The sequence below is a fragment of the Flavilitoribacter nigricans DSM 23189 = NBRC 102662 genome (assembly GCF_002646595.1).
GTDB lineage: Bacteria > Bacteroidota > Bacteroidia > Chitinophagales > Saprospiraceae > Flavilitoribacter > Flavilitoribacter nigricans.
In genome coordinates this window covers 226,575-247,008 of sequence record NZ_PDUD01000002.1, presented here as the reverse complement: position 1 = coordinate 247,008, position 20,434 = coordinate 226,575, and the positions used below count along the sequence as shown (strand labels likewise).

Annotated in this window: 18 protein-coding genes; 14 read left to right on the top strand and 4 right to left on the bottom strand. The window is 52.4% G+C overall.

Annotated features, from left to right (window positions below):
• Nucleotides 1-40: 40 nt before the first annotated feature.
• On the bottom strand, nucleotides 41-655 hold the full coding sequence (locus CRP01_RS02735; RefSeq protein WP_099148458.1) for a methyltransferase domain-containing protein: 615 nt from the start codon (nucleotides 653-655) through the stop codon (nucleotides 41-43).
• Between the two features lie 146 nt (nucleotides 656-801).
• On the opposite strand from CRP01_RS02735, the gene CRP01_RS02730 reads away from it, so the two are divergent.
• Nucleotides 802-2,016, top strand: coding sequence for an MDR family MFS transporter (locus CRP01_RS02730; protein ID WP_099148457.1), 1,215 nt, complete (start codon nucleotides 802-804; stop codon nucleotides 2,014-2,016).
• 235 nt (nucleotides 2,017-2,251) lie between these two features.
• Here the strand turns inward: CRP01_RS02730 and CRP01_RS02725 are convergent, their stop codons facing one another.
• The gene (locus CRP01_RS02725; RefSeq protein WP_099148456.1) at nucleotides 2,252-2,704 is read right to left on the bottom strand and encodes a MarR family winged helix-turn-helix transcriptional regulator; all 453 of its coding nucleotides are present in this window, start codon (nucleotides 2,702-2,704) and stop codon (nucleotides 2,252-2,254) included.
• Between the two features lie 236 nt (nucleotides 2,705-2,940).
• On the opposite strand from CRP01_RS02725, the gene CRP01_RS02720 reads away from it, so the two are divergent.
• From CRP01_RS02720 to CRP01_RS02670, 11 genes are all read left to right on the top strand, one after another.
• Nucleotides 2,941-4,248 carry a serine hydrolase domain-containing protein gene (locus CRP01_RS02720; protein WP_170110191.1) on the top strand — a complete coding sequence of 436 codons (1,308 nt, stop codon included), beginning with the start codon at nucleotides 2,941-2,943 and terminating at the stop codon, nucleotides 4,246-4,248.
• 37 nt (nucleotides 4,249-4,285) lie between these two features.
• Nucleotides 4,286-5,707 (top strand): hypothetical protein, encoded by a 1,422-nt coding sequence (locus CRP01_RS02715; protein WP_099148454.1) that lies wholly within the window; start codon nucleotides 4,286-4,288, stop codon nucleotides 5,705-5,707.
• A 394-nt stretch (nucleotides 5,708-6,101) separates the two neighbouring features.
• Nucleotides 6,102-9,314 (top strand): OmpA family protein, encoded by a 3,213-nt coding sequence (locus CRP01_RS02710; protein WP_099148453.1) that lies wholly within the window; start codon nucleotides 6,102-6,104, stop codon nucleotides 9,312-9,314.
• 42 nt (nucleotides 9,315-9,356) lie between these two features.
• Nucleotides 9,357-10,001, top strand: a complete 645-nt coding sequence (locus tag CRP01_RS02705) for a hypothetical protein (protein WP_099148452.1) — start codon at nucleotides 9,357-9,359, stop codon at nucleotides 9,999-10,001.
• A gap of 200 nt (nucleotides 10,002-10,201) precedes the next feature.
• On the top strand, nucleotides 10,202-10,729 hold the full coding sequence (locus CRP01_RS02700; protein ID WP_099148451.1) for a YceD family protein: 528 nt from the start codon (nucleotides 10,202-10,204) through the stop codon (nucleotides 10,727-10,729).
• Between the two features lie 21 nt (nucleotides 10,730-10,750).
• Nucleotides 10,751-10,945 (top strand): 50S ribosomal protein L32, encoded by a 195-nt coding sequence (gene rpmF, locus CRP01_RS02695; RefSeq protein ID WP_099148450.1) that lies wholly within the window; start codon nucleotides 10,751-10,753, stop codon nucleotides 10,943-10,945.
• 284 nt (nucleotides 10,946-11,229) lie between these two features.
• A complete protein-coding gene (locus CRP01_RS02690) occupies nucleotides 11,230-11,613 on the top strand; it encodes a Rid family detoxifying hydrolase (RefSeq protein ID WP_099148449.1) in 384 nt (127 codons plus the stop codon).
• A 185-nt stretch (nucleotides 11,614-11,798) separates the two neighbouring features.
• Nucleotides 11,799-12,806 carry a tryptophan--tRNA ligase gene (trpS, locus tag CRP01_RS02685; RefSeq protein ID WP_099148448.1) on the top strand — a complete coding sequence of 336 codons (1,008 nt, stop codon included), beginning with the start codon at nucleotides 11,799-11,801 and terminating at the stop codon, nucleotides 12,804-12,806.
• 153 nt (nucleotides 12,807-12,959) lie between these two features.
• Nucleotides 12,960-13,583, top strand: a complete 624-nt coding sequence (locus tag CRP01_RS02680; protein WP_099148447.1) for a fumarylacetoacetate hydrolase family protein — start codon at nucleotides 12,960-12,962, stop codon at nucleotides 13,581-13,583.
• Between the two features lie 161 nt (nucleotides 13,584-13,744).
• Nucleotides 13,745-14,998, top strand: a complete 1,254-nt coding sequence (gene metK, locus CRP01_RS02675; protein ID WP_099148446.1) for a methionine adenosyltransferase — start codon at nucleotides 13,745-13,747, stop codon at nucleotides 14,996-14,998.
• Nucleotides 14,999-15,226: 228 nt separating this feature from the next.
• Nucleotides 15,227-15,598 carry a MerR family transcriptional regulator gene (locus tag CRP01_RS02670; protein WP_233752612.1) on the top strand — a complete coding sequence of 124 codons (372 nt, stop codon included), beginning with the start codon at nucleotides 15,227-15,229 and terminating at the stop codon, nucleotides 15,596-15,598.
• Between the two features lie 36 nt (nucleotides 15,599-15,634).
• Here CRP01_RS02670 and CRP01_RS02665 read toward each other — a convergent pair whose 3' ends face one another.
• Entirely contained in the window at nucleotides 15,635-16,660 is a 1,026-nt protein-coding gene (locus CRP01_RS02665) for a serine hydrolase domain-containing protein (protein ID WP_170110190.1), read from the bottom strand.
• A 135-nt stretch (nucleotides 16,661-16,795) separates the two neighbouring features.
• Between CRP01_RS02665 and CRP01_RS02660 the strand changes: the two genes are divergently transcribed.
• A complete protein-coding gene (locus CRP01_RS02660) occupies nucleotides 16,796-17,581 on the top strand; it encodes an ATP-grasp domain-containing protein (protein WP_099148444.1) in 786 nt (261 codons plus the stop codon).
• A gap of 14 nt (nucleotides 17,582-17,595) precedes the next feature.
• Nucleotides 17,596-18,147 (top strand): 3'-5' exonuclease, encoded by a 552-nt coding sequence (locus tag CRP01_RS02655; protein WP_099148443.1) that lies wholly within the window; start codon nucleotides 17,596-17,598, stop codon nucleotides 18,145-18,147.
• Nucleotides 18,148-18,299: 152 nt separating this feature from the next.
• On the opposite strand, the gene CRP01_RS02650 is transcribed toward CRP01_RS02655, so the two are convergent.
• A complete protein-coding gene (locus CRP01_RS02650; RefSeq protein ID WP_099148442.1) occupies nucleotides 18,300-20,237 on the bottom strand; it encodes a heparinase II/III family protein in 1,938 nt (645 codons plus the stop codon).
• Between the last annotated feature and the right edge of the window lie 197 nt (nucleotides 20,238-20,434).

The following is a 20,434-nucleotide window of genomic DNA, read 5'->3' as shown; positions in this document are numbered from 1 at the left end:
GATAAAGTAGGTTTTGTGAGTTTCAAAAACTTTTGATCCTTTAGGCTTTGATAAAGATCCCAAACAACTCATTCCCCCGCCGCGGCTTGATCGAATTGTAGCATTCCTCAAAAGTATGCACGCGAAACAAGGGCTCAAAATAGGAAAGGTATTCGGCTTTGGAACCTCCGAAAGGCCGTTGTTCCAGGTCGCCCGTGAGGGGAAAGCTGAACCAGACTCCGACCAGTTTGCCGCCGGGGCGCAGCAGTTCGGAGACGTGTTGGGCGTAGGCCCGCCGGTTTTCGGGCAGGGGAGGGAAGGAGCAGAAAAAAGTCTGTTCCACTACATAATCGTACTGCCCCCGGTGCTCGAAAGAATTAGCGTGCAGCAACTGTTCTTCCGGAAAATCCGGAAAGCGTTCTTTGAGGGCATCCAGCGGCGGCCGGGCAATATCCAGCACAAAAACATTTTCGAAGCCCTGCCGGTAGAGGTATTCCGCTTCGTAGGCATTGCCGGCCCCGGGTATGAGAATCCGGGCCGATTTATCTGCTACCTGATCGAAATACTCCGTAATGGGCGGAGCGGGATAACCGATATTCCACCCGGTGGTGCCCTGCTCGTAGCGCCGGGTCCAGAACTGTTCTTCTTGCGCAGAGTTGTAAATACTTTTTTCCATAGTCTCTGAGATCCGCAGTGTTTGGATGATCCGACCGAGACCCGCCCTGCACTGCTTAATAAAGAAATCCTACCACCGGCTCATAAAAAAATTGTTTCAGGAACTAAATTGTCCCGCAGGTGGTATGTCATTGGAAACACCAAATTATGATCGCCCGTACCGCACAGTTGTATCGCAATGCGTTTGCCGGACTATCCCGGGATATCTGGTTACTTTCTCTGGTAACCTTTATCAACCGGGCCGGTACCATGGTTATTCCTTTTATGACCATCTATTTAACCTCCCAGCGAAATTTTAGTTTTCGGGATGCCGGTTTTGTGATGAGCAGCTTCGGCATCGGCTCCATTGTGGGGTCGCTGGTGGGCGGTAAACTGACCGACCGTTTCGGCTATTATCCGGTACAGTTCTGGACGCTGGCGGGCAGCGGTCTCATCTTTTTCGCCCTGATGCAACTCAGTACCGTAGCGGCCCTGTGTATCGGCACGTTTGCGCTGAGTTCCGTAGCGGATGCTTTTCGTCCGGCCAACCAGACGGCTATTGCTTTTTACAGTCGCCCCGAGAACCGGGCCCGGGCCTTTGGGCTGATGCGTCTGGCTATTAACCTCGGCTTCGCCGCCGGCCCCGTACTGGGTGGATTGCTGGCCCATTCGCTCGGCTATAAGTGGCTGTTTGCGGTGGATGGCCTCACCTGTATTTTCGCGGCCGTGTTGTTTCGACTGAGCCTGGATCCGAAAGGGCAGGAAAAACTCATCGCTACCCAGGAACCGGAGCCGGAACTGGCCCTGCCGAACCGCTCGGCCTACAGTGATAAATATTTTATGTTCTTCCTGTTGATGATCGTTATGGGGGCGGCAGCTTTTATGCAGTTCTTCAGCTCATTGCCGGTATTCCTGAAGCAGACCTACGGATTTTCGGAAGCGCAGATCGGCGGTCTGACCACGGTGAACGGACTCATCATTGTGGCCATGGAAATGCCGCTGGTGTACGGTATCGAAAAGCGTTTGTCGTCTCTGCAGGCGGTCGCTTTGGGAAATATACTTTTTGCCCTGGCCTATTTCATTCTGGCCGGCGGTAGTTATCACCTGCTGGCCCCACTCGGGTTTATGGTGGTCCTTACCTTCGGGGAAATGCTGGCCATGCCGTTTTCCAGTACTTATGCAGCCAGCCGGGCGCATCCCAGTCGCCGGGGGCAATATATGGGCCTCTACAGTATGGGCTGGGGGCTGGCGTTTATCATCGCGCCAACGGCCGGACTGTGGGTTGCCGAAGAGTATGGATTCCTGAATCTGTGGTGGGCGGCGAGTTGCCTGTGTATTATCAGTACGATCGGTATGGCTCTGCTGGGCCGGATGAAGGAGTAAAAAGAAAGCCACGAATTCGTCGGTGTACACGAATTATAGCATTTATATCTTGTAGTGTCAATGATTAATCAAACTGCTTAAATGCTATAAGCCCATTTTTCCGGGCAAAAGATATTCGTGATACGCCGCCTTATTCGTGGCTTAGTAATTCAGTCGGGTAATTTAAGGCGTCACAAATATAGTTTTTAATGAGATAATTTCAAATGAAATTAATTTTTTATGCTCAATTTGTCGGCTAGCTTTCCAGATTCTCCACCATTTGGTGCAGTAGGCGGGATAAGGACTGCTTGTCAGACGTGGAAAAATTCTTGAGCGCCAACTGGCGGTAGGCCAGTACTTCCGGCCAGAGTTCACGAATGAGTTTTTTTCCTTTTGGGGAAACAAAAATCTGATGACGGCGCCGGTCAGTTTCCGACAATTGTTTATCGATGAGTTTTTTTCTGGCCAAAGTGTCGATCGTTCTGGTCATTTTGGCCGGACCGGTCAGGGTGGACCGCGCCAGCTCGATCTGACTACACCCGTCGTTCTCACTCACCTGTTTCAGTACGATCCATTCATCTACGCTAAGTCCGGTCTGGTAGCGATCCAGGGTTTCTCCGGCAATTTCCCGGTATTTTTGAATGATCTGTTCCATTAAGAATACATAGAGTTTCTCAATGGGTTGTTCAACTAATCCATTGTTATCCATCCGAGCTGTTTTTCATACTAGCACCTTCCGGAAAAGATCCTCTGTCTACAGGGATCCGGTCCTTCCGTGCACTAACAAATGTAGCACAAAAAGCTTGTATGCCGTAATCGGGTCCCAACTCTTCCGACGCCTGGGAGGGAAGCGGTCTTTAGCTTCTGGGAGAAATCGCTATCTTGTAGATCAACCCGGAGTGCCGACCCGATATGGCTCTTCGGTTAAACAAAATCCAAAGCGCTATGATCAAAATTTACAAGACATTATTCTCACTTTTATTGCTCTCCCTGACCGTTCTGCCAATAGAAAGACCATTGGCCCAGACGTCGGCTGTTTCCATTTCCGAACCTATTCTGTTAAGTCCTACTGCTCCCGAAAATGTAGGGATCTCCGCTCCCCGTCTGAATCGGATCAATACCCTGCTGGAACAGGCGGTGGCCGACCAATACCTGCCGGGAGCGGTAGTCATGATCGGGCGTAAAGGCCAGATCCCCTACCTGGAAACTTTCGGTTATCGGGATGTAGCCGCCAAAGATCCGATGGCGGCCGATGATATTTTTCGCATGGCCTCCATGACCAAACCGGTCGTTAGCGTGGGGATTATGATGCTCTACGAAGAAGGAAAATTCCTGCTGGACGATCCCATCGCCAAATTTGTTCCCGCTTTCGCGGAAATGGAGGTGCTCGACGAATGGAACGAAGCGGACGGTAGCTATACCACCAAAGCGGCCACCCAGGCGATCACTTTTCGCCAGTTGCTGTCGCACACATCCGGCATCGGTTATCCGTTTATCCATCCGGCACTGGGCGCGATCGCCCGGGAGAAAGGCCTGATCCAGGGCTACTCCACGCTCGATGTATCACTGGAAGAAAATATGAAGGTGCTCAGTGAAATGCCCCTGGTCCACGAACCGGGAGCGCGGTGGACCTACGGACTGAGTACGGATCTGCTGGGTTACCTGATCGAAGTGATCTCGGGGCAGGCGCTGGATGAATATCTCGCCGAACGCATTTTCGAACCCCTGGGGATGAAGGATACCCATTTTTACATGTCGGAATCGAAAGCGGACCGCCTGGCCGGACTCTATTTTCACAATGATGCGGCTCAGGTGCAGGTCAATCCTGATCCCAACGGCAAATTTCCCTATACCGGTGCCCGGCGTTATTTTTCGGGTGGGGCCGGACTGGTCTCCACCGCGACCGATTACGCGGCATTTCTGCAGATGTTGCTCAACAAAGGAGATTATAACGGACACATTCTACTCGGCAAAAAAACGGTGGAACTCATGACGATGGATCACCTGCACGGTACGCCGGGCGGCCCGGAAGCCTTCGGTCTGGGTTTTGCTATCACCACGGAGCGGGGCGCGGCCCAAAAGCTGGGTTCGCCGGGTAATTACCGCTGGGCGGGTATTTTCGGAACGGATTTTTGGGTGGATCCCCAGGAAGAACTGTTCGGGATCATCATGACGCAGGTATTGCCTTTTCAAAATAAAGATGCCTTTTTCGCCCGGATCCAGAATGCGATTTATCAATCCATTATTGATTAAATCGTCTGGATAGATCCGTAGCATAAGCAAACAAACTATGTCGTATCCAAAACTATTCCTTCCGGGCTGGCTGGCATTGCTGGTCCTTTGTACTTCCTGTACCAGCAACGCCCCGGTGGGTGGGAGTGATCCCGAGCCGACGGAAGAGGGACTGGCGATCTACGCCGAAAATCCGGCCTACTGGAGTTACAACGGCCGGCCTACGGTGCTGATCGGCGGTAGCCGCGAAGATAATCTCTTTCAGATCGACGGGCTGGAAGCTCATCTGGAAGCGCTGTCGGCCGCCGGGGGCAATTACATTCGTAACACCCTGAGTTCGCGGGATACCGGCAATGTCTGGGCGTTCGCCCGAAACGAAGACGGACTGTACGACCTGGAACGCTTCGATACGGCGTATTTCAATCGCCTGCAACGCCTGCTGGAGTGGACCCACGAACGGGATATCATCGTTCAGTTCGAAATGTGGGACCGTTTTGATTTTGCCCGTGATCCCTGGTTGAGCAATCCCTACCGGCCGGCGAATAACATCAATTACGATACGACGGCCAGTGGACTGCAGGACCTGTACCCCCGGCATCCGGGCAGTAATGACAATCCCTTTTTCTTCGCGGTGCCGGCACTGGACAGCAACGCCCTGGTTCTGAAATATCAGCGAAAGTACATCGATAAGGTATTGGAGATCGCTCTGAATTACGGTCATATCCTCTACTGTATGGATAACGAGACCAACGGGGATCCGGCCTGGGGCGCTTACTGGGCGCAATATCTAAAGGAGAAAGCTGCTGCCCGGGGCAAAACCATTTTTACCACCGAAATGTGGGATGCCTGGGACCTGAAAGACGAAGAGCACCTCGCCACCTTCGATCATCCGGAACTGTACGACTTTATCGATATTTCCCAGAATAATCACAATAAGGGACAGGAGCACTGGGATAACCTTCACTGGGTACGGGAGTATATTCGGGACGGAAAACGACCGCTTAACCACGTAAAGATCTACGGTGCGGAAACTTCCCGCTACGGTAGCGAGCGGGATGCTCTGGAACGCTTCTGGCGCAGCCTGCTCGGCGGCGCGGCATCCATCCGCTTCCACCGTCCGCCTTCCGGTCTCGGGCTCAGCGCTCCGGTACAGCAATCCCTGCGGGCGGCCCGGCTACTGCTCGATAGTTTCGACCTGCATGAGGCCCAACCCGATGTAACTTCCGAAAAACTGCTGAACCGATCCGATAATGAAGCTTTTCTTTCCTACATCGATGGCCGGACTTACCTGCTCTATTTCCCGGATGGAGGAGCCGTCGATCTGGACCTCACCGGTCACGAAGGCACCGCCCGGGTACAGTGGCTGTCTATCCTGGATGACCGCCCCCACTGGCAGCAAGCCGCAACTATTGCCGGGGGAAAACCGCAGCCGCTGGAAGTACCCGGCAGCGGACACTGGCTGGCTTTGGTGCAATTTTAGGATGAAACGATGGGCGTTTATTTTCACCAGGCAGCATAAAACCCGGTGTAATGACCCTGCCGGAAAATACGTATCGTATCCACATCGTTGGTATAGTTCTATTGAGTGAAATAGATTTTACGATGGCAAACTTTCCATTACAGATCCCGGATTGTAGAAACAGGCCAAATTAGGCATTCTTCCGGCATCATTTTTTGCTGGTTTATCCGGATATTTGTTACTGTGGGACGTTTCGCCCCGGAATCCTGCCGAAGTTTTGGAACCGGTAGATTGAACGGGAAAAATTCGGGCGATAACCACCTACCCGACCGTCTAAGTCAACGACTGGATCCACCCGAAGGAGCCGACTGTGCAGGATCCCAATAGCCGATAGCCATATCTAAACCCTGAAAATATGTCAAACATCCCTATGTATTACAAACTTATTCTTTCCTTTTGCCTGCTATTGTCCACGCAATTGCTCGCGGCTCAGGCCAGCCGGGCCGTAAAACTCATCGAACAGGGCGCATTGACCGAAGCGGAGCCTTTATTGCGTTCCGCATTACCCGATGAAAAAGACCGGGTGATCGGCTACTACGGCCTGGCCTACATCTATTCCGAACCGGAATTTCCGAAATTTCGTCTGGATTCCGCCTACAGTTACATCGAAGCCGCCCGGGAAGCCTACAAGGCCCTGGACTATAAGGATAAGGGAAAGATCTCCAAAGACGTCAGTTCTTCCCAGATCGGTCGCCGGCGTACGGACATCCTGAAAGCGGCGCTGGCGAAAGCGGAAGAGGAAAATACCCTGGCTGCCTACCAAAAGTTCGTGGAAGACTTTCCGGGTTCGGGTACCCGCTACGAAGGCAAGGCGATTTCCGCGCGCAACCGGCTAGCCTTTGAAAATGCCCGCTCGCAGGACACCGAACTGGCCTATACCCGACTGCTCGAAGACTACGGCGAGGAGTTGAAATCCAAAGATCGGGATCTGTACGACGCGGCGGAACGTTTACAGTTTGAGCGCTACATCGATCGGCAGGGCTGGGCGGGTTATGCGGCTTTTGCCGAACAACACCCGGATCATGTGTATGTCCGCGATAGCCTGTTCGAAGAATTTCAGGCCCTCTGGTACGGCCCCGTGACCGGGTACCGGGATTTTATCGCCAATTATCCCTCGGCCCCAATCACGCGCTACGCAGTAGACAGCCTGGGTATGCGGCTGGTCCAGCAGGCGGATACAGTCCTGAGCCGGCAGTTTCTGGCCGATTATCCGGATCATGTCGCCCGTGATCAGGTATACGGCACCTGGTACGAAAGTCTGAAGGTCCGCTTCAACAGCATCAGTGATCTGGACCGGTTCAGAACCAATAATCCGGATTTTCCCTATCCGGAACGCTTCACTGCCGATGAAGAAGTGTTCCTGGATCGTTCTTACGAAAAATTGCAGGTCGGCAAAGCGCTGGGTGCGTTTCGGGCCTTTATCGATAAACATCCCGGGTATTCCAAGATCGATTCGATCTGGTGGCGGTATTACCTGACCTATAAGCAGGAGCGGCCCGGGGCCGAAAATCTCGATCGTTTTTTAAAAGTGCATCCGGAGTTTCCTTTTCCGGATTCGATCGCTGCGGATCAGATCAGTTTTCTGGCGGAAGCCGAACGCTCCGAGTGGGAACGCCTGCAGGCAGGGGAGGGCACGCCCGAACTTTTCCGCTTCCTCAAAGCGAAACCGGAAAGTCCTTACCGGCAGCAGGCCATGGACCTCCTGGTAGAGCGCCTACTGGCGGATGGGCAGTATCAGAGTGTGGAAGGATTCCTCAAGGACTATGGGGATCACGAGCGGCGGCCGGAACTGCTGGTCCGTCTATGGCAGACCTTTCCCGAAAAGGAAAGTGCCCCGGCGATCAGCCGTTTCATGGAAAACTATCCCGATTATCCCAACTTCGGTGCGTTGGAAGACGCCCTGGCCACGGTGCCCCTGACGGACGAAGAAGTCCTGAGCTACAGCGCCGACAAACACGACGGTTTTGTCCGCTACATCCGGAGCAATGCGCCCGCACTGAAGGCCTTCGAAGCACTCTGGCTAATGCTGGAAGATTATTTCGAGGCCAGGGACTGGGATGGCGCCTACCAGACCCTGCAGCAATACGCAGGGGATTTCGGCAACCAGCTCCCGGAATACTCCCGTTGGCTGGAAACTTTTCATCCGACCCGCAGAGCGGAACCGGAAGGGATCAGTTCCCGGATCAACACCGAACAGGAAGAATACAGTGCAGTGATCACGGCCGACGATCAAACCATCTACTTCTGTCGCAATACGGGCACCGATAAGATCAATGAGGACATTTTTGTCGCTACCCGGGATGAGCGGGGCAACTGGCAGACTGCTACCCCGATCAGTGAGCTCACTACCGAAGATAACGAGGCGCCGGAAGCGGTCTCCGCCGACGGCAACCAGATGCTCGTCTTCTTTGAGGGCCGGATCGGTACCAGCGTCAAGACCAAAGACGGATGGTCCAAGCCCAAACCGCTAAATAAAAACATCAACCGCTCCCACTGGCAGGCGGATGCGCGGGTAACCGCGGACGGGAAGGCTATCATCTTCACTTCGGAAGTCGGTGTGCTGCGGGGCAATAAGGACATCTACGTTTCCCTCCTGCAGGAGGATGGCAGTTGGGGGCCGGCCATGTCTGTCGGTGACAGCATCAATACGGACAAGGACGACCGGAGCCCTTTCCTGCATCCGGATATGGAAACGCTCTATTTCAGCTCCGCCGGGCACCGGGGTTTGGGCGGTCTGGACATCTTTGTGAGTAAACGACTGGACGATAGCTGGACCAACTGGAGCGAGCCGGTCAATCTGGGACCGGGCTTCAATACCCGGGCCAACGACTGGAGCTTTAAGGTAACTACGGACGGCAAACAGGGTTATTTCAATATCCTGTCCCGCAACGGGGTGGGTGATATTTTCATAATGCCCCTACCGGAAGCCTATCAGCCAAAACCCGTGGCCACCGTCAGCGGCCTGCTGACCAGTATCGACGGTGAACCGATCGAGGCGATGATCAACTGGGTCAATTTGGAAACCGGCGAGGTGATCCAGAATACCGCCAGCGATCCGGGAGACGGCACTTTCTTTGCTACTTTGCCGAGTCTGGGCCGTTACGGGTACACCATTAAAAAGGATGGCTATTTTCCGATCTCGGGCAATCTGGATTTTAGCGAAAAGCTCTACCACCACCGGCTGGAAAAAGCCATGACCATCATTACCGTCGAGGAAATGAAAGCGAAAGACCTGGCCGTACCGCTGAACAACCTCTTTTTCGAAACGGCCAAATACGAGATCAAACCGGAATCTTTCCCCGAACTGAATGGACTGGCCGAATGGGTGAAGGACAATGATCTCTCCATCGAGGTGCACGGCCATACGGATACGGTGGGCGATGGCGCGGCTAATTTGCTGTTATCCGAGAACCGGGCCAAGGCGGTTCGGCAATACCTCATCGGTCGTGGCCTGGAAGCCGACCGGCTGGAGGCCAAAGGTTTTGGTGAAAACAAGCCGGTAGAATCGAACGATACTCCGGAAGGCCGGGCCCAAAACCGACGGGTGGAGATTAAGATCGTGAACTGATCACTGCGATCCGAAGATTTTTCTGCAATTAAAATAGAAAACATGACCAGTCGCTATCGATGGCTCCTGATCCCATTGCTGTTTTACCTAAGTATGCCGGTGGGAATAAGTCAGGGCCGGATCCGGATAAACCAGGAGCAGGCCCGGGTTATGGAGGCGGCCCTTCGCTACGATCTGGCGAAGGATTACGTTTACGATTCCACCGTTTACCGAACGCTGGTACTGGACAAGCAGGTGCGAAAGCAGGGACTGGCGATACTGGAAATTACGACCAATCCGGATTCCATCCTGTATTATTCGGTTTCCTACGGCGAAAGTGAACTGGCCGGTATTATTGCCGGAGACAGCTCCTGGTTGGATCTGATGCTCGCATTCAATGATCGGGAAGGCGAACTGAGCCGGATAAAGCAAGGGGATCTGCAATTGCCGGAATACAACCTGCAGTTGCGGTCCAACCGATCGCTACGGCGGCAGTTCAAGGGCAAACGCGGATGGGAGCGATTCTACGCGAGGCATCCCGGATCGAACGGGCTCTACCGGATCTCCGCCCCGCTTATCCGGGACGATATGGCCATCCTTTATCTCAGTCATACCCGGGGAGGACTGAGTGGTAGTGGCGTGATCTTATTACTGGAGAAAAAGCCACAGTGGGAAGTGATCCATCTGGTGGAGTTGTGGGTGAGTTAGGCGCCAAAAACGGCAGCAAATAGAGAAAGCCGGCAACGCCTGCGAATGACCGATAATAACTCATTTCAGAGTGAAGGTAAAATCCGCAATTTATTCTTGCACATCTCTAACATAAAGGTTATCTTTGCAACCGCTTTTAAGAAACGATCCTGTTTAAGGGCCATAAGTGGCTCTAAAGAATAGGAAATCAAGTAATTGACATGGATGCTCTTATTTCGTATACCCTTCCTGTAAAAGGATTGGGAATAGGCATTCACCGGTTCGATTATAAAATCGACCAATTGTTCTTTGAGCATTTTGAAAGTTCACCCATTCGGGAAGCGGACATTGATCTGCACCTGGATTTTGACAAGCGTATCGATATGTACGTGCTGGATTTCCATATTTCCGGTACCGTACGCACCGAATGCGATCGCTGTCTGGCTCCGATCAACCTACCGGTAGCCAGCGAGCAGCAGTTGATCGTCAAGTTTAGTCATGATCCCGGTGATGAAGAAGCAGAGATTGTTTACGTGAGTCCGGATATCGAGCAGTTCAATATCGCCCAGTACATTTATGAGTACGTCGTATTGAGCCTGCCGATAATAAAGGTATACGATTGCCAAGATGATGATCCGGTACCCTGTGATGAAGAAATGCTTGATCGGCTCGAAGCCGAAGAAGACGAGGATGCAACCCCCAACCCAATATGGGACGAACTTCGAAAGCTAACTGATAACGATAATTGATCATTTTTAAAATATTTTGCAATGGCACATCCCAAGAGTAGAACGTCGAAAATGCGTAAGCACAAGCGGAGAACGCATCTTAAGGCTGCCATCCCGCAGATCTCTACTTGCTCTAAAACGGGCGAGAAGCATATCTACCACCACGCCTACTACGACGACGAAGGAAATATGTACTACCGTGGTAAGTTGCTCGTGAAGTCTGACTTCGCTGAGTAAAGCTCCGGTATAATGAAGAACTAAAAAGCTCCCATCCCGTAACTGTGGTGTGGAGCTTTTTGTGTTGGAGATTATCGGTGTTGATGTGTTAACGTGTTGATGTGTTAAGGTGTTAATGTGTTGATGTTGGCGATCGGGAAACCGAAAGCGATATGGGATCAAGAAAATGTATATGAATACTTGCCTGACCTTCACCTTAAACGTGTAAACTCCAACACCTCCCAACCCCATCACTCCAACACATTAACACTTTAACACTCCAACACCTCAACACATCAGAACACATGAAGAAGATCATCAAATCCGATAAAGCTCCGGCGCCCATCGGGCCGTACAATCAGGCCGTTATCCACAACGGTACGCTCTACGCTTCCGGCCAGATCGCCATTAATCCGGAAAACGGAGAACTGGTAACCGACTCCATCGAAGCGGAAACCCGCCAGGTCATGGCTAATATCAAAGCCATTCTCGAAGAAGCCGATCTCACTTTTGACGATATTATTAAGTGTTCCGTATTTGTGTCGGATATGAATAACTTCGGCCGGATCAATGCCGTTTACGCCGAATATTTCAACGAAAGCAATGCCCCGGCCCGGGAACTGGTGGAAGTGGCTAACCTGCCCAAGTTCGTTAATCTGGAGATCTCGGTGATTGCGGCGTTTGATTAGGGGTTGAGGTGTCAGGGAATCAGGTGTCGGGGGAGAGGTGTCAGGTGTGAGGGGGCAGGTGTCAGGTAAGAGGGGCGAGGTGTGAGGAGTCAGGATTTGGGGGTTGGGCTGGAACTAATCGCTTCCCGAAAGCATTACATTTTCCGATAAATCATTTATAAAGCAAGCATAAGCAAAATCATTTCATGAAAAAGCGAGTACTCTCGGGTATACAACCTACCGGAAATTTGCATTTTGGCCGTTATTTTGGAGCAGTGAAGAACTGGGTGACCATGCAGGATGAATACGAAGCCGTTTATTGCGTAGTGGACTACCACGCGATGACAATGCCCTTCGTTCCCGCCAAATTGCGCGCCAATAGCTGGGAGTTAGCGACCAATCTGTTAGCCGTCGGGATCAAACCGGAAAACCTTTTCATTCAGTCACTGGTACCCGAGCATACCGAATTGGGATGGATCATGAACTGTTTTGCTTCCTACGGTCAGCTGACCCGGATGACGCAGTTTAAAGATAAGAGTGCACAGACGCAGGAGAAAACGGGAGAAAGCTTTATTTCTGCCGGACTTTTCGACTATCCGGTGCTGCAGGCTGCGGATATCCTGATCTACAAGGCCGACTACGTGCCGGTAGGTAAGGATCAGGAGCAACACCTGGAATTCACCCGGAATATTGCGCAGCGGTTTAACAATCAGGTCGGCAAGGAATACTTCGTATTACCCGAACCGCTGTACACCGAGATCCCGAAAGTGATGTCTACCGCCGATCCGACGCGCAAGATGAGCGCCAGTCTGGGCGAAAAGCACAATATCGACGTCTTTGCCGATGAAAAACGCATCCGCAAGCAGGTCCGCTCGGCCGTCACCGACACCGGGGAAACGCCGGAAGGAGAAATGAGCCCGGGTGTGGAAAACCTGTTTAGTCTGCTTCGTGCCGCTGAAAAGCAGGACGTACACGACAGCCTGATGGGCGACTACAATAGCGGTAATCTGCGCTATGTAGACCTGAAAGATGCAGTGGGCGACGCATTGGTTGAGCTCAGTACCGGATTCCGGGAACGCAAAGCCGAGCTCAATGCGGACAAAAAAGCCGTGAAAAACCTGGTGAAGGCTTCCAGCGCCGAGATCCGCAAGCGGGCCCAACAGACGGTTAAAGAAGTGAAGGAACTGATCGGTTTGCTCAACGTGAGATTCTAGCCGGAGCCGGTTAGCCGGCATCTTCCACTGTTATCCGCTGCGCCGGCACCAACAATGACTATCAGATCCTGCCGGTTTGCAAGATCGGCCGGATCCGTTCTATATCGAAAACTATCCAAAATGCCGGATATCTGATCCGGCACTACCTGCCGTATGAAAATTATCTGCATCGGACGCAACTACGCCGAACACGCCAAAGAACTCAATAATCCGGTTCCCGAACGACCGGTGGTATTTCACAAACCGGCTTCGGCGCTGCTGGTAAACGACAAGCCGCTCTATTTTCCGGAATTCACGAAAGACCTGCACCACGAGTTGGAGATCGTGCTGAAGATCGGCAAGAATGGCAAATACGTGCAGCCGGAATTTGCGGATGATTACTACCCCGAGATCGGTCTGGGCATCGACTTCACGGCCCGCGACCTGCAATCCGAACTAAAAAAGAAGGGACAACCCTGGGAGATCGCCAAAGGCTTTGACGGTTCGGCGGTACTGGGAAAATTCGTTCCGCTCTCCGAAATACCCGATACGAACGCGATCGAATTTGAACTGCACAAGAACGGTGAGGTCGTTCAGCGGGGAAATACCCGCGACCTGCTGTTCTCATTTAATGACATTATCGTTTATGTTTCCCAGTTCTTCAAGCTGCAGATGGGAGATCTGATCTACACGGGTACGCCGGCCGGCGTGGGTCCCGTTCAGATCGGCGATGTGCTGGAAGGATTTCTGCAGACAAAGTCGGGTACGAAACAATTACTCCGCTGTGAAATCAAATAAGGTGCCCGCGATAAGGTAACATTTTCTATTTTTGGGCCCGAATTGATTATCAGGATCAGCTCACCTTTCTGCTTCCCGGATCTCATGGGTTATCGTAAAACCAACGGGAGCATGATATATTTTTAGAAGAATCATAAGTATTCATAAAACGAACAGATCAAATGCCGTACTTATTTACCTCAGAATCCGTTTCCGAAGGACACCCGGATAAAGTGTCCGATCAGATATCCGACGCTTTAGTGGATCACTTTCTTGCCTTTGATCCGAGTTCCAAGGTAGCCTGTGAAACCCTGGTCACTACCGGACAGGTGGTGCTGGCCGGAGAAGTGAAATCTCAAACCTACCTGGATGTGCAGGAGATCGCCCGTCAGGTGATCCGTCGCATCGGCTATACGAAGTCCGAATATATGTTTGAGGCCAACTCCTGTGGAGTGCTGTCCGCCATTCACGAACAATCTCCGGATATCAATCAGGGGGTAGAGCGTGCAAGCCCGGAAGAGCAGGGCGCCGGCGACCAGGGGATGATGTTCGGGTACGCCACCAGCGAAACCGAAAACTATATGCCGCTGGCACTGGACCTTTCCCATAAGATCCTGCTGGAACTGGCCGCCATTCGCAAAGCCGGAACACCACTGGCATATCTGCGTCCCGATTCCAAATCTCAGGTAACCATCGAATATTCTGATGATAATGTACCGCAGCGCATTGACAGTATCGTGGTCTCCACGCAGCACGATGCCTTCGATGAGGACGAAGCCATGCTGGCCAAGATCCGCGAAGACATCATCAAGGTGGTGATCCCCCGCGTCAAGGAGCAACTGAAACCCGAACTGCAAAAGCTGTTCACAGATGATATCACCTATCACATCAACCCGACCGGTAAATTCGTGATCGGTGGCCCCCACGGCGACGCCGGCCTGACCGGCCGGAAGATCATCGTAGATACCTACGGCGGTAAGGGAGCCCACGGCGGTGGTGCTTTCTCCGGAAAAGATCCTTCCAAAGTAGACCGTTCGGCAGCCTACGCTACCCGTCATATCGCAAAGAACCTGGTGGCTGCCGGTGTTTGTAACGAAGTACTGGTACAGGTTTCCTACGCTATCGGTGTGGCCAAACCGACCAACATCTACATCAATACCTACGGAAGCGCCAAAGTAGATCTGAACGACGGACAGATCGCCGCTAAAGTGACCGATATTTTCGATATGCGTCCCTACGCCATCGAAACCCGCCTGAAATTGCGTAACCCAATCTATTCGGATACTGCCGCTTACGGCCACATGGGACGTACCCCAGAAGTAAAAGAGGTGGAACTGGTAAATGGTTCCGGTGAGCGCAAGCGCATGACCGTGGAGACCTTTACCTGGGAGAAACTGGATTATGTGGATCAGGTGAAAGCCGCTTTTGGTTTGTGAACAAGAGATTAGGAGACCGGGAGACCGGGAGACATGGAGACCGGGTGATGGGGAGAGTGGGTGCAACTCACGGCTCTCCCAATCTCCCCCTCACCCAGTCACCAAGTCTCCCCTCACCCAATCTCCCCGTCTCCCAATCTCCCCCTCACCAAGTCTCCCCCTCACAACCCCCGTCTTGCAACTTACCCTAAAATATCCTAATTTACCGGTGCACACAAAGCCGGTAGGATGAAGCAGTTACCCATGTTCGATGATACCGAAGATCTGAAGCGGTATTACAGCATCGGCGAGGTCGCCGAAATGTTTGATATTTCCAAATCGTTGATCCGATTTTGGGAAGGCGAATTTGATTTCCTGCGGCCGCATAAGAATAGCAAGGGCGATCGTCGGTTCACCCCGGAGAATATCGAACAACTGCGCACCATTTACATCCTGGTCAAAGAAAGAGGCTTCACGCTGGAAGGTGCCAAACGGGAACTGAAAGAACAAAAAGTCCGCCAGAAGCAGCGGGATGAAATGATCGGCCGGCTGCAGGAGATCCGTACCTTTCTGGTTGCCATGAGAGATGAGGAGTTGGGAGAGGTCGGGCAGGAAGGGTGAGTAGAACCGTTCCCTTACTCCGCCCGAATATCCGATTCAATTCAACACCGATAGTACTTCCCCGCCTTTTTCAAAAATCGCGCCCATCACTTTAGCCATTACCGATACGCCATTATCACCGTTGGTAAAAAGTACGATCCCGTCCTGCGATTGTGGGAAGAGGATCGCAATCGCCCGCACGCCCTGGTCCCCACCGGTATGCATGAGGGCATAGGAACCGTCGCTGAGATCTGGAATGATCATCCAGCCGAGACCAAAAGCAACCCGATCGTTGGCCTGTACCTGCGGACTGACCATATCCGCAAACACGGCATCGGACAGCCCTTCTTTTTGCATGACGCCCATCACGAACCGACAGTAATCCTCCACACTCACCAACAGATCATCCGCGGCGTTGGCATTTTCCCTCTTAAAGGTTTCGTAGGCCACACCTTCGACATTGTGTCCGGTAGCAAAGGGTTGATCTGCCATGTCGGCATCCCAGATCAGGCGGCTATCCTCCATGCCGTAGGCCTGGAATAAGTGATCGGCAACCAGTTGATCCAGCGTTTTCCCGAATTTATTTTTCAAAGCCCGGCGCAGGTATTCGTAGCCTTCCCCGGAATACTGAAATTTCGTACCCGGCTCAAACTCGAAAGCCAGCTTTTGATCGTCGTACATGCGTCGCCAGTTTTTGAAACCGGTCTGGTGGCTCAGCACATGCCGGGTGGTCAGTTTTTGGGTCAGAGGATCATCGGCGATATCGGGATCGGTCCAATAGCGGGCCAGCGGCTCGTCGAGATCCCACTGCCCGTCGGTCACCAGCTGCAGGGTAAGAACGGCAACAATGGGTTTGGTGAGCGAAGCCACGTTGAAGATCGTCTGATCCGGGGCCGGCGTTCCGGCTTCCAGTTCGCCAAAAACCCGGGCCATTTCCAGGCTGCCGCCTTTGATCAGTCCGATGCCGATGGCGGGGACGTTTTCTTCCCGGAGCCAGTCGTTTATTTTTTCGGGCACATCCTGCTGAGCGAGGATGTTACAAGTAAAACAGAAAGTGAGTAAGGTGGTAATGAGGAATTTCATATGGTGAATTTCCGATTGGGACGCTGACATGGGTACATATGGTTACAAAATCCTGATGATTAATCCGAAAATGAACTCTTCTGACCCAAATATCTGTTGGGTCTAGAGTAGAAACATTTGGACAGATAATTAAAAATGAAAAAGAGAATTTGCATCATCGGATTAGAGCGGGAACCAAGTCTGGCGATTCGAAAAAATTATTTCGGGCCAACCATGTACCACGAGATGTTACCGAAATTCCTGGTAAATGATGGCCGGTTGTTCATTGAACGGACCAATGGCATCGGTATGCTGCCGGTCGATATCGTGGTCTTTCACGGTATTTTCGAAAATGATCTTGATCTGCTGACCGGTCTTGCGATTTGGGGCGGCCCCTGTTTTCCCAACGCTCTGGCCATGATGAATTGCCGCCTGAAACTGCCCTGTCTGGCGAGGGCTCTGCAGGTGAGCCGGTTCAATACCCGTCGAGGTTTTCTGCCGGCGCAAGGGACCATCCAGGTGAACCGTACCAGCGTGGCGAAATGGGGAAACTGGCACTGTGGAGAAAATAAACAGAAATTTTCGGGGGAATGGACCGGCCGGGAAACCAGTGTGATCGAGCCCTTTTTTCCGGGGGAATCGGTCCGGGTGGTGGCATTGGGTGGCCATCAATTTCAGATCCGGCTGGCGGGTGAAAGTTGGTTAAAATCGATCGATGATGAATCTGCCGCTATGATGGAAATGGATCCGGAATTGTTGGAAGATACGTTGCGGATTAAAAAGGCTTTCGGGATGGACCTGATCGCCAATGATTATATTATCGACAACGAGGGAAACAAGCACCTGTTGGAGGTCAATCATATTCCCAACATGGTGAGATTCAAACAACTGCAGGATAGCTACATCCAAGTGGTCAATTCCTGGATACATTCACAACTTTAATTTGAAATAATATCATGCACTACATTATCCTCGACCTCGAAGCGACCTGCTGGGAGGAAAGAACCAAAAATAAGAACGAGATCATCGAGATCGGAGCCGTTAAGATCAACGCCAATGCCGAACTGGTCTCCGAATTCCAGACCTTCGTCCGACCGACCCAGCACCCGGAACTGAGCGAATTTTGCAAGTCGCTAACGTCCATCAGCCAGTCGGATGTCGATGCGGCACCGCATTTCCCCGAGGCACTGCAACAATTCCAGGAATGGTTTGATTACGGTCGAGCAAGCTACTTGCTATGCTCCTGGGGATTCTACGATAAACGACAATTTAAAGACGATTGCAAATTGCACGGCCTGGATGCCGATTGGGTAAAACCCCACATCAGCGTAAAACATCAGTACGGTATATTCAAAAAACTAGAACGTCCGGTCGGAATGAAACAGGCGCTCCAAATGGAGGGTATTGCACTGGAAGGTACGCACCACCGGGGTATCGATGACGCCCGTAATATTGCGAAGATCTTTGTGAAGTATTTTGGGGAGTGGGAGGTGTCGGGGGTGAGGTGAAGGGCGAGGTGAGAGGTGTCAGGGACGAGGGGTCAGGGGCAGGGAGTCAGGTACCGGAAGCCAATAACTGCCCCTGCCCCCTCGCTCCTGACCCCCTCTCACCTGACACCTGATTCCTGACCTCTCGCCCCTCTCACCTCGCCCCTCTACCCTCACTCCACCCGAAACCCATACTCCAACACTCCCTTCTCCCGCGGATTTTTCAATTTCAGCTGTACCCGGTACAAGGTATCTCCCCAGACCGATAGTAACCGGCGATCCTCGATGGTAATCGATTCGGAGCTTGCCTCAAACTGTTTGGGATCGTATTCTAAGGCCATAGTAAATGCACCGGAAGCATCACGAAGTTGTAAGACCCCGGCCTTGGAGGTTTGCGGTTGGCAGGGAGTAACGAAAAAGAGACTCGTCTCGCCGGAGACCCGATCCAGTTCGTAGCTTTCGGTGATGTCGATGGCTTTTCCCCGCTGGAAATCGATCTCCCGCAGCCAGGTCTTTACTCCTGCCTCCTGTGGGTAGGCACCGGCAATGTCCAGCGAGAAACGCATGGATTTGCCGTCCGCATCGTATTGGACCGACCTGGCGGCGTAATTCCGGCCGTTCTTTTGCATTTGACCGTTAATAGTGGGCAGGGTGTGGTACTGGGATTGCATGGTCCAGATGCTGTAGCGGTCGCTGCTGAAGGTCTCTTTCCGGTATTCCTCCACGCCCACATCGATGATGGCCGGCCGGCCGTTGTAAAAAATGATATAGTTACCCACATCATTGTGGTTGTGGCTTTCGGCATTATGGCCGCCTTTTCCCGCCAGGAGGAATCCATCGGCGGTATTGTCCTGATCCCGGGCAATGTATACTTCCAGGTCCGGGAACCAGGCATTAGCCGGAAGCGGCTCGGCCGGGGTGGCGTCCAGTACGTCCTGGTAGTGGAAAATGCTGTTGAGCGTACGGCCGAAAGCATAGGAGCCGCCGAAGTTCACACCGTTCTCCTGATTCAGGAAGGCCGCAAAGGACATCATATCCTGATCCTTTACCGCCTGTCCGTAGCGGAAGACCGTGATGGGATCCGGCTTGGTCATGGCCGAAGCATCGGCAAAATTCAGGTAATAGGGTTGTTTGATGTAGGCTTTGGTAATGTAGGTCCCCGTTTTCCGGATAAGCGGTTCGTCAAAGATATTGATCCTCCCGGCGCTGGCGGAATGCAGGATATCAAGGCAGTCGAAAAGTGAAGCGCCCGCCCGCCCCCAGTAGCCGGGACCTTCGTCACATCCGCCGTCTTCCGGTTGTTGGTTAATGAAATTGTCCAGACATACCATGGCTTTATGGACGTGCTGGGCCCGGTATTGCGGATCGCGTTCCAGCAGGAGCGCGGCCGTCAGCCAGTTGGAGATTACCCAGGGATTCCAGTTGTTGACGTTTTTGCGTTCCCCCAGGCCCATCCACCAGAAGTCGATCCGGTTGCGGATGGGTTCCAGGATGCGCCGGTCCATTTCGGACTTGATCCGCGCGTTAATGGCGGGAGTCACCGCATCGAACTGATCGTGCAGCAAATAGTGCGTCCAGGCTACCAGCGTACCGGTTTCGGCCGCAAACAGATCCACCACTTCTCCCTGCTGATCGGGTAGGGGTGTATGTCCGTTGGCCTGTAGGTAGAGGTGGGCCGGGATACACCAGCTGCTTTCCTCGGTGACGGCCCAGAGCCCGTCGATCACCTGATCCAGATATTTTCCCGAAAGGGTGAGCGCTTCGGCGGCGACCAGATCGGCCAGCCGGGAGCGTCGTTCGAAGTAGATGGCCTGATAATTTGACCGGTTGCCGTTGCGGGCAAATTCGAGATAGACCGAAGCCGGCAAATTGGGCCATTCGAAGGAAAGCGCTTCGTCGCCCCGGGAAATGATACTTTCTTTTACTGCTGCCGGCAGCCCTTCCCAGGCTGCGCGATCGGAAGTCGGCGGAAAGTAGTGCCAATTATCGATGGGTAGCAGGTCGGCGGCTACTTTTTCCACCGTCAGGTCAGTAGACAAAAGGTTGCGGGGGCCGTCCTGGGCAGAGATCAGGACCGGTATGCAAAGGAGCAAAAAGGTAAGGCGATACATAGGTTTTGGTTTTTTCGTTTGCCTGGAAGACGAAAAAACCGGAGCTGCACTGTACACGGTAAATTGACTTACAGCATAAACTCGAAAGCCTTATGCTTTTAAAGTCTTACGACTACCATAATTGAAAGTTTATAGTAATATATTTAGATAAAAATCGAATTAAATTTTGCTTTCTCTTTAGCTTACACCATATTGTA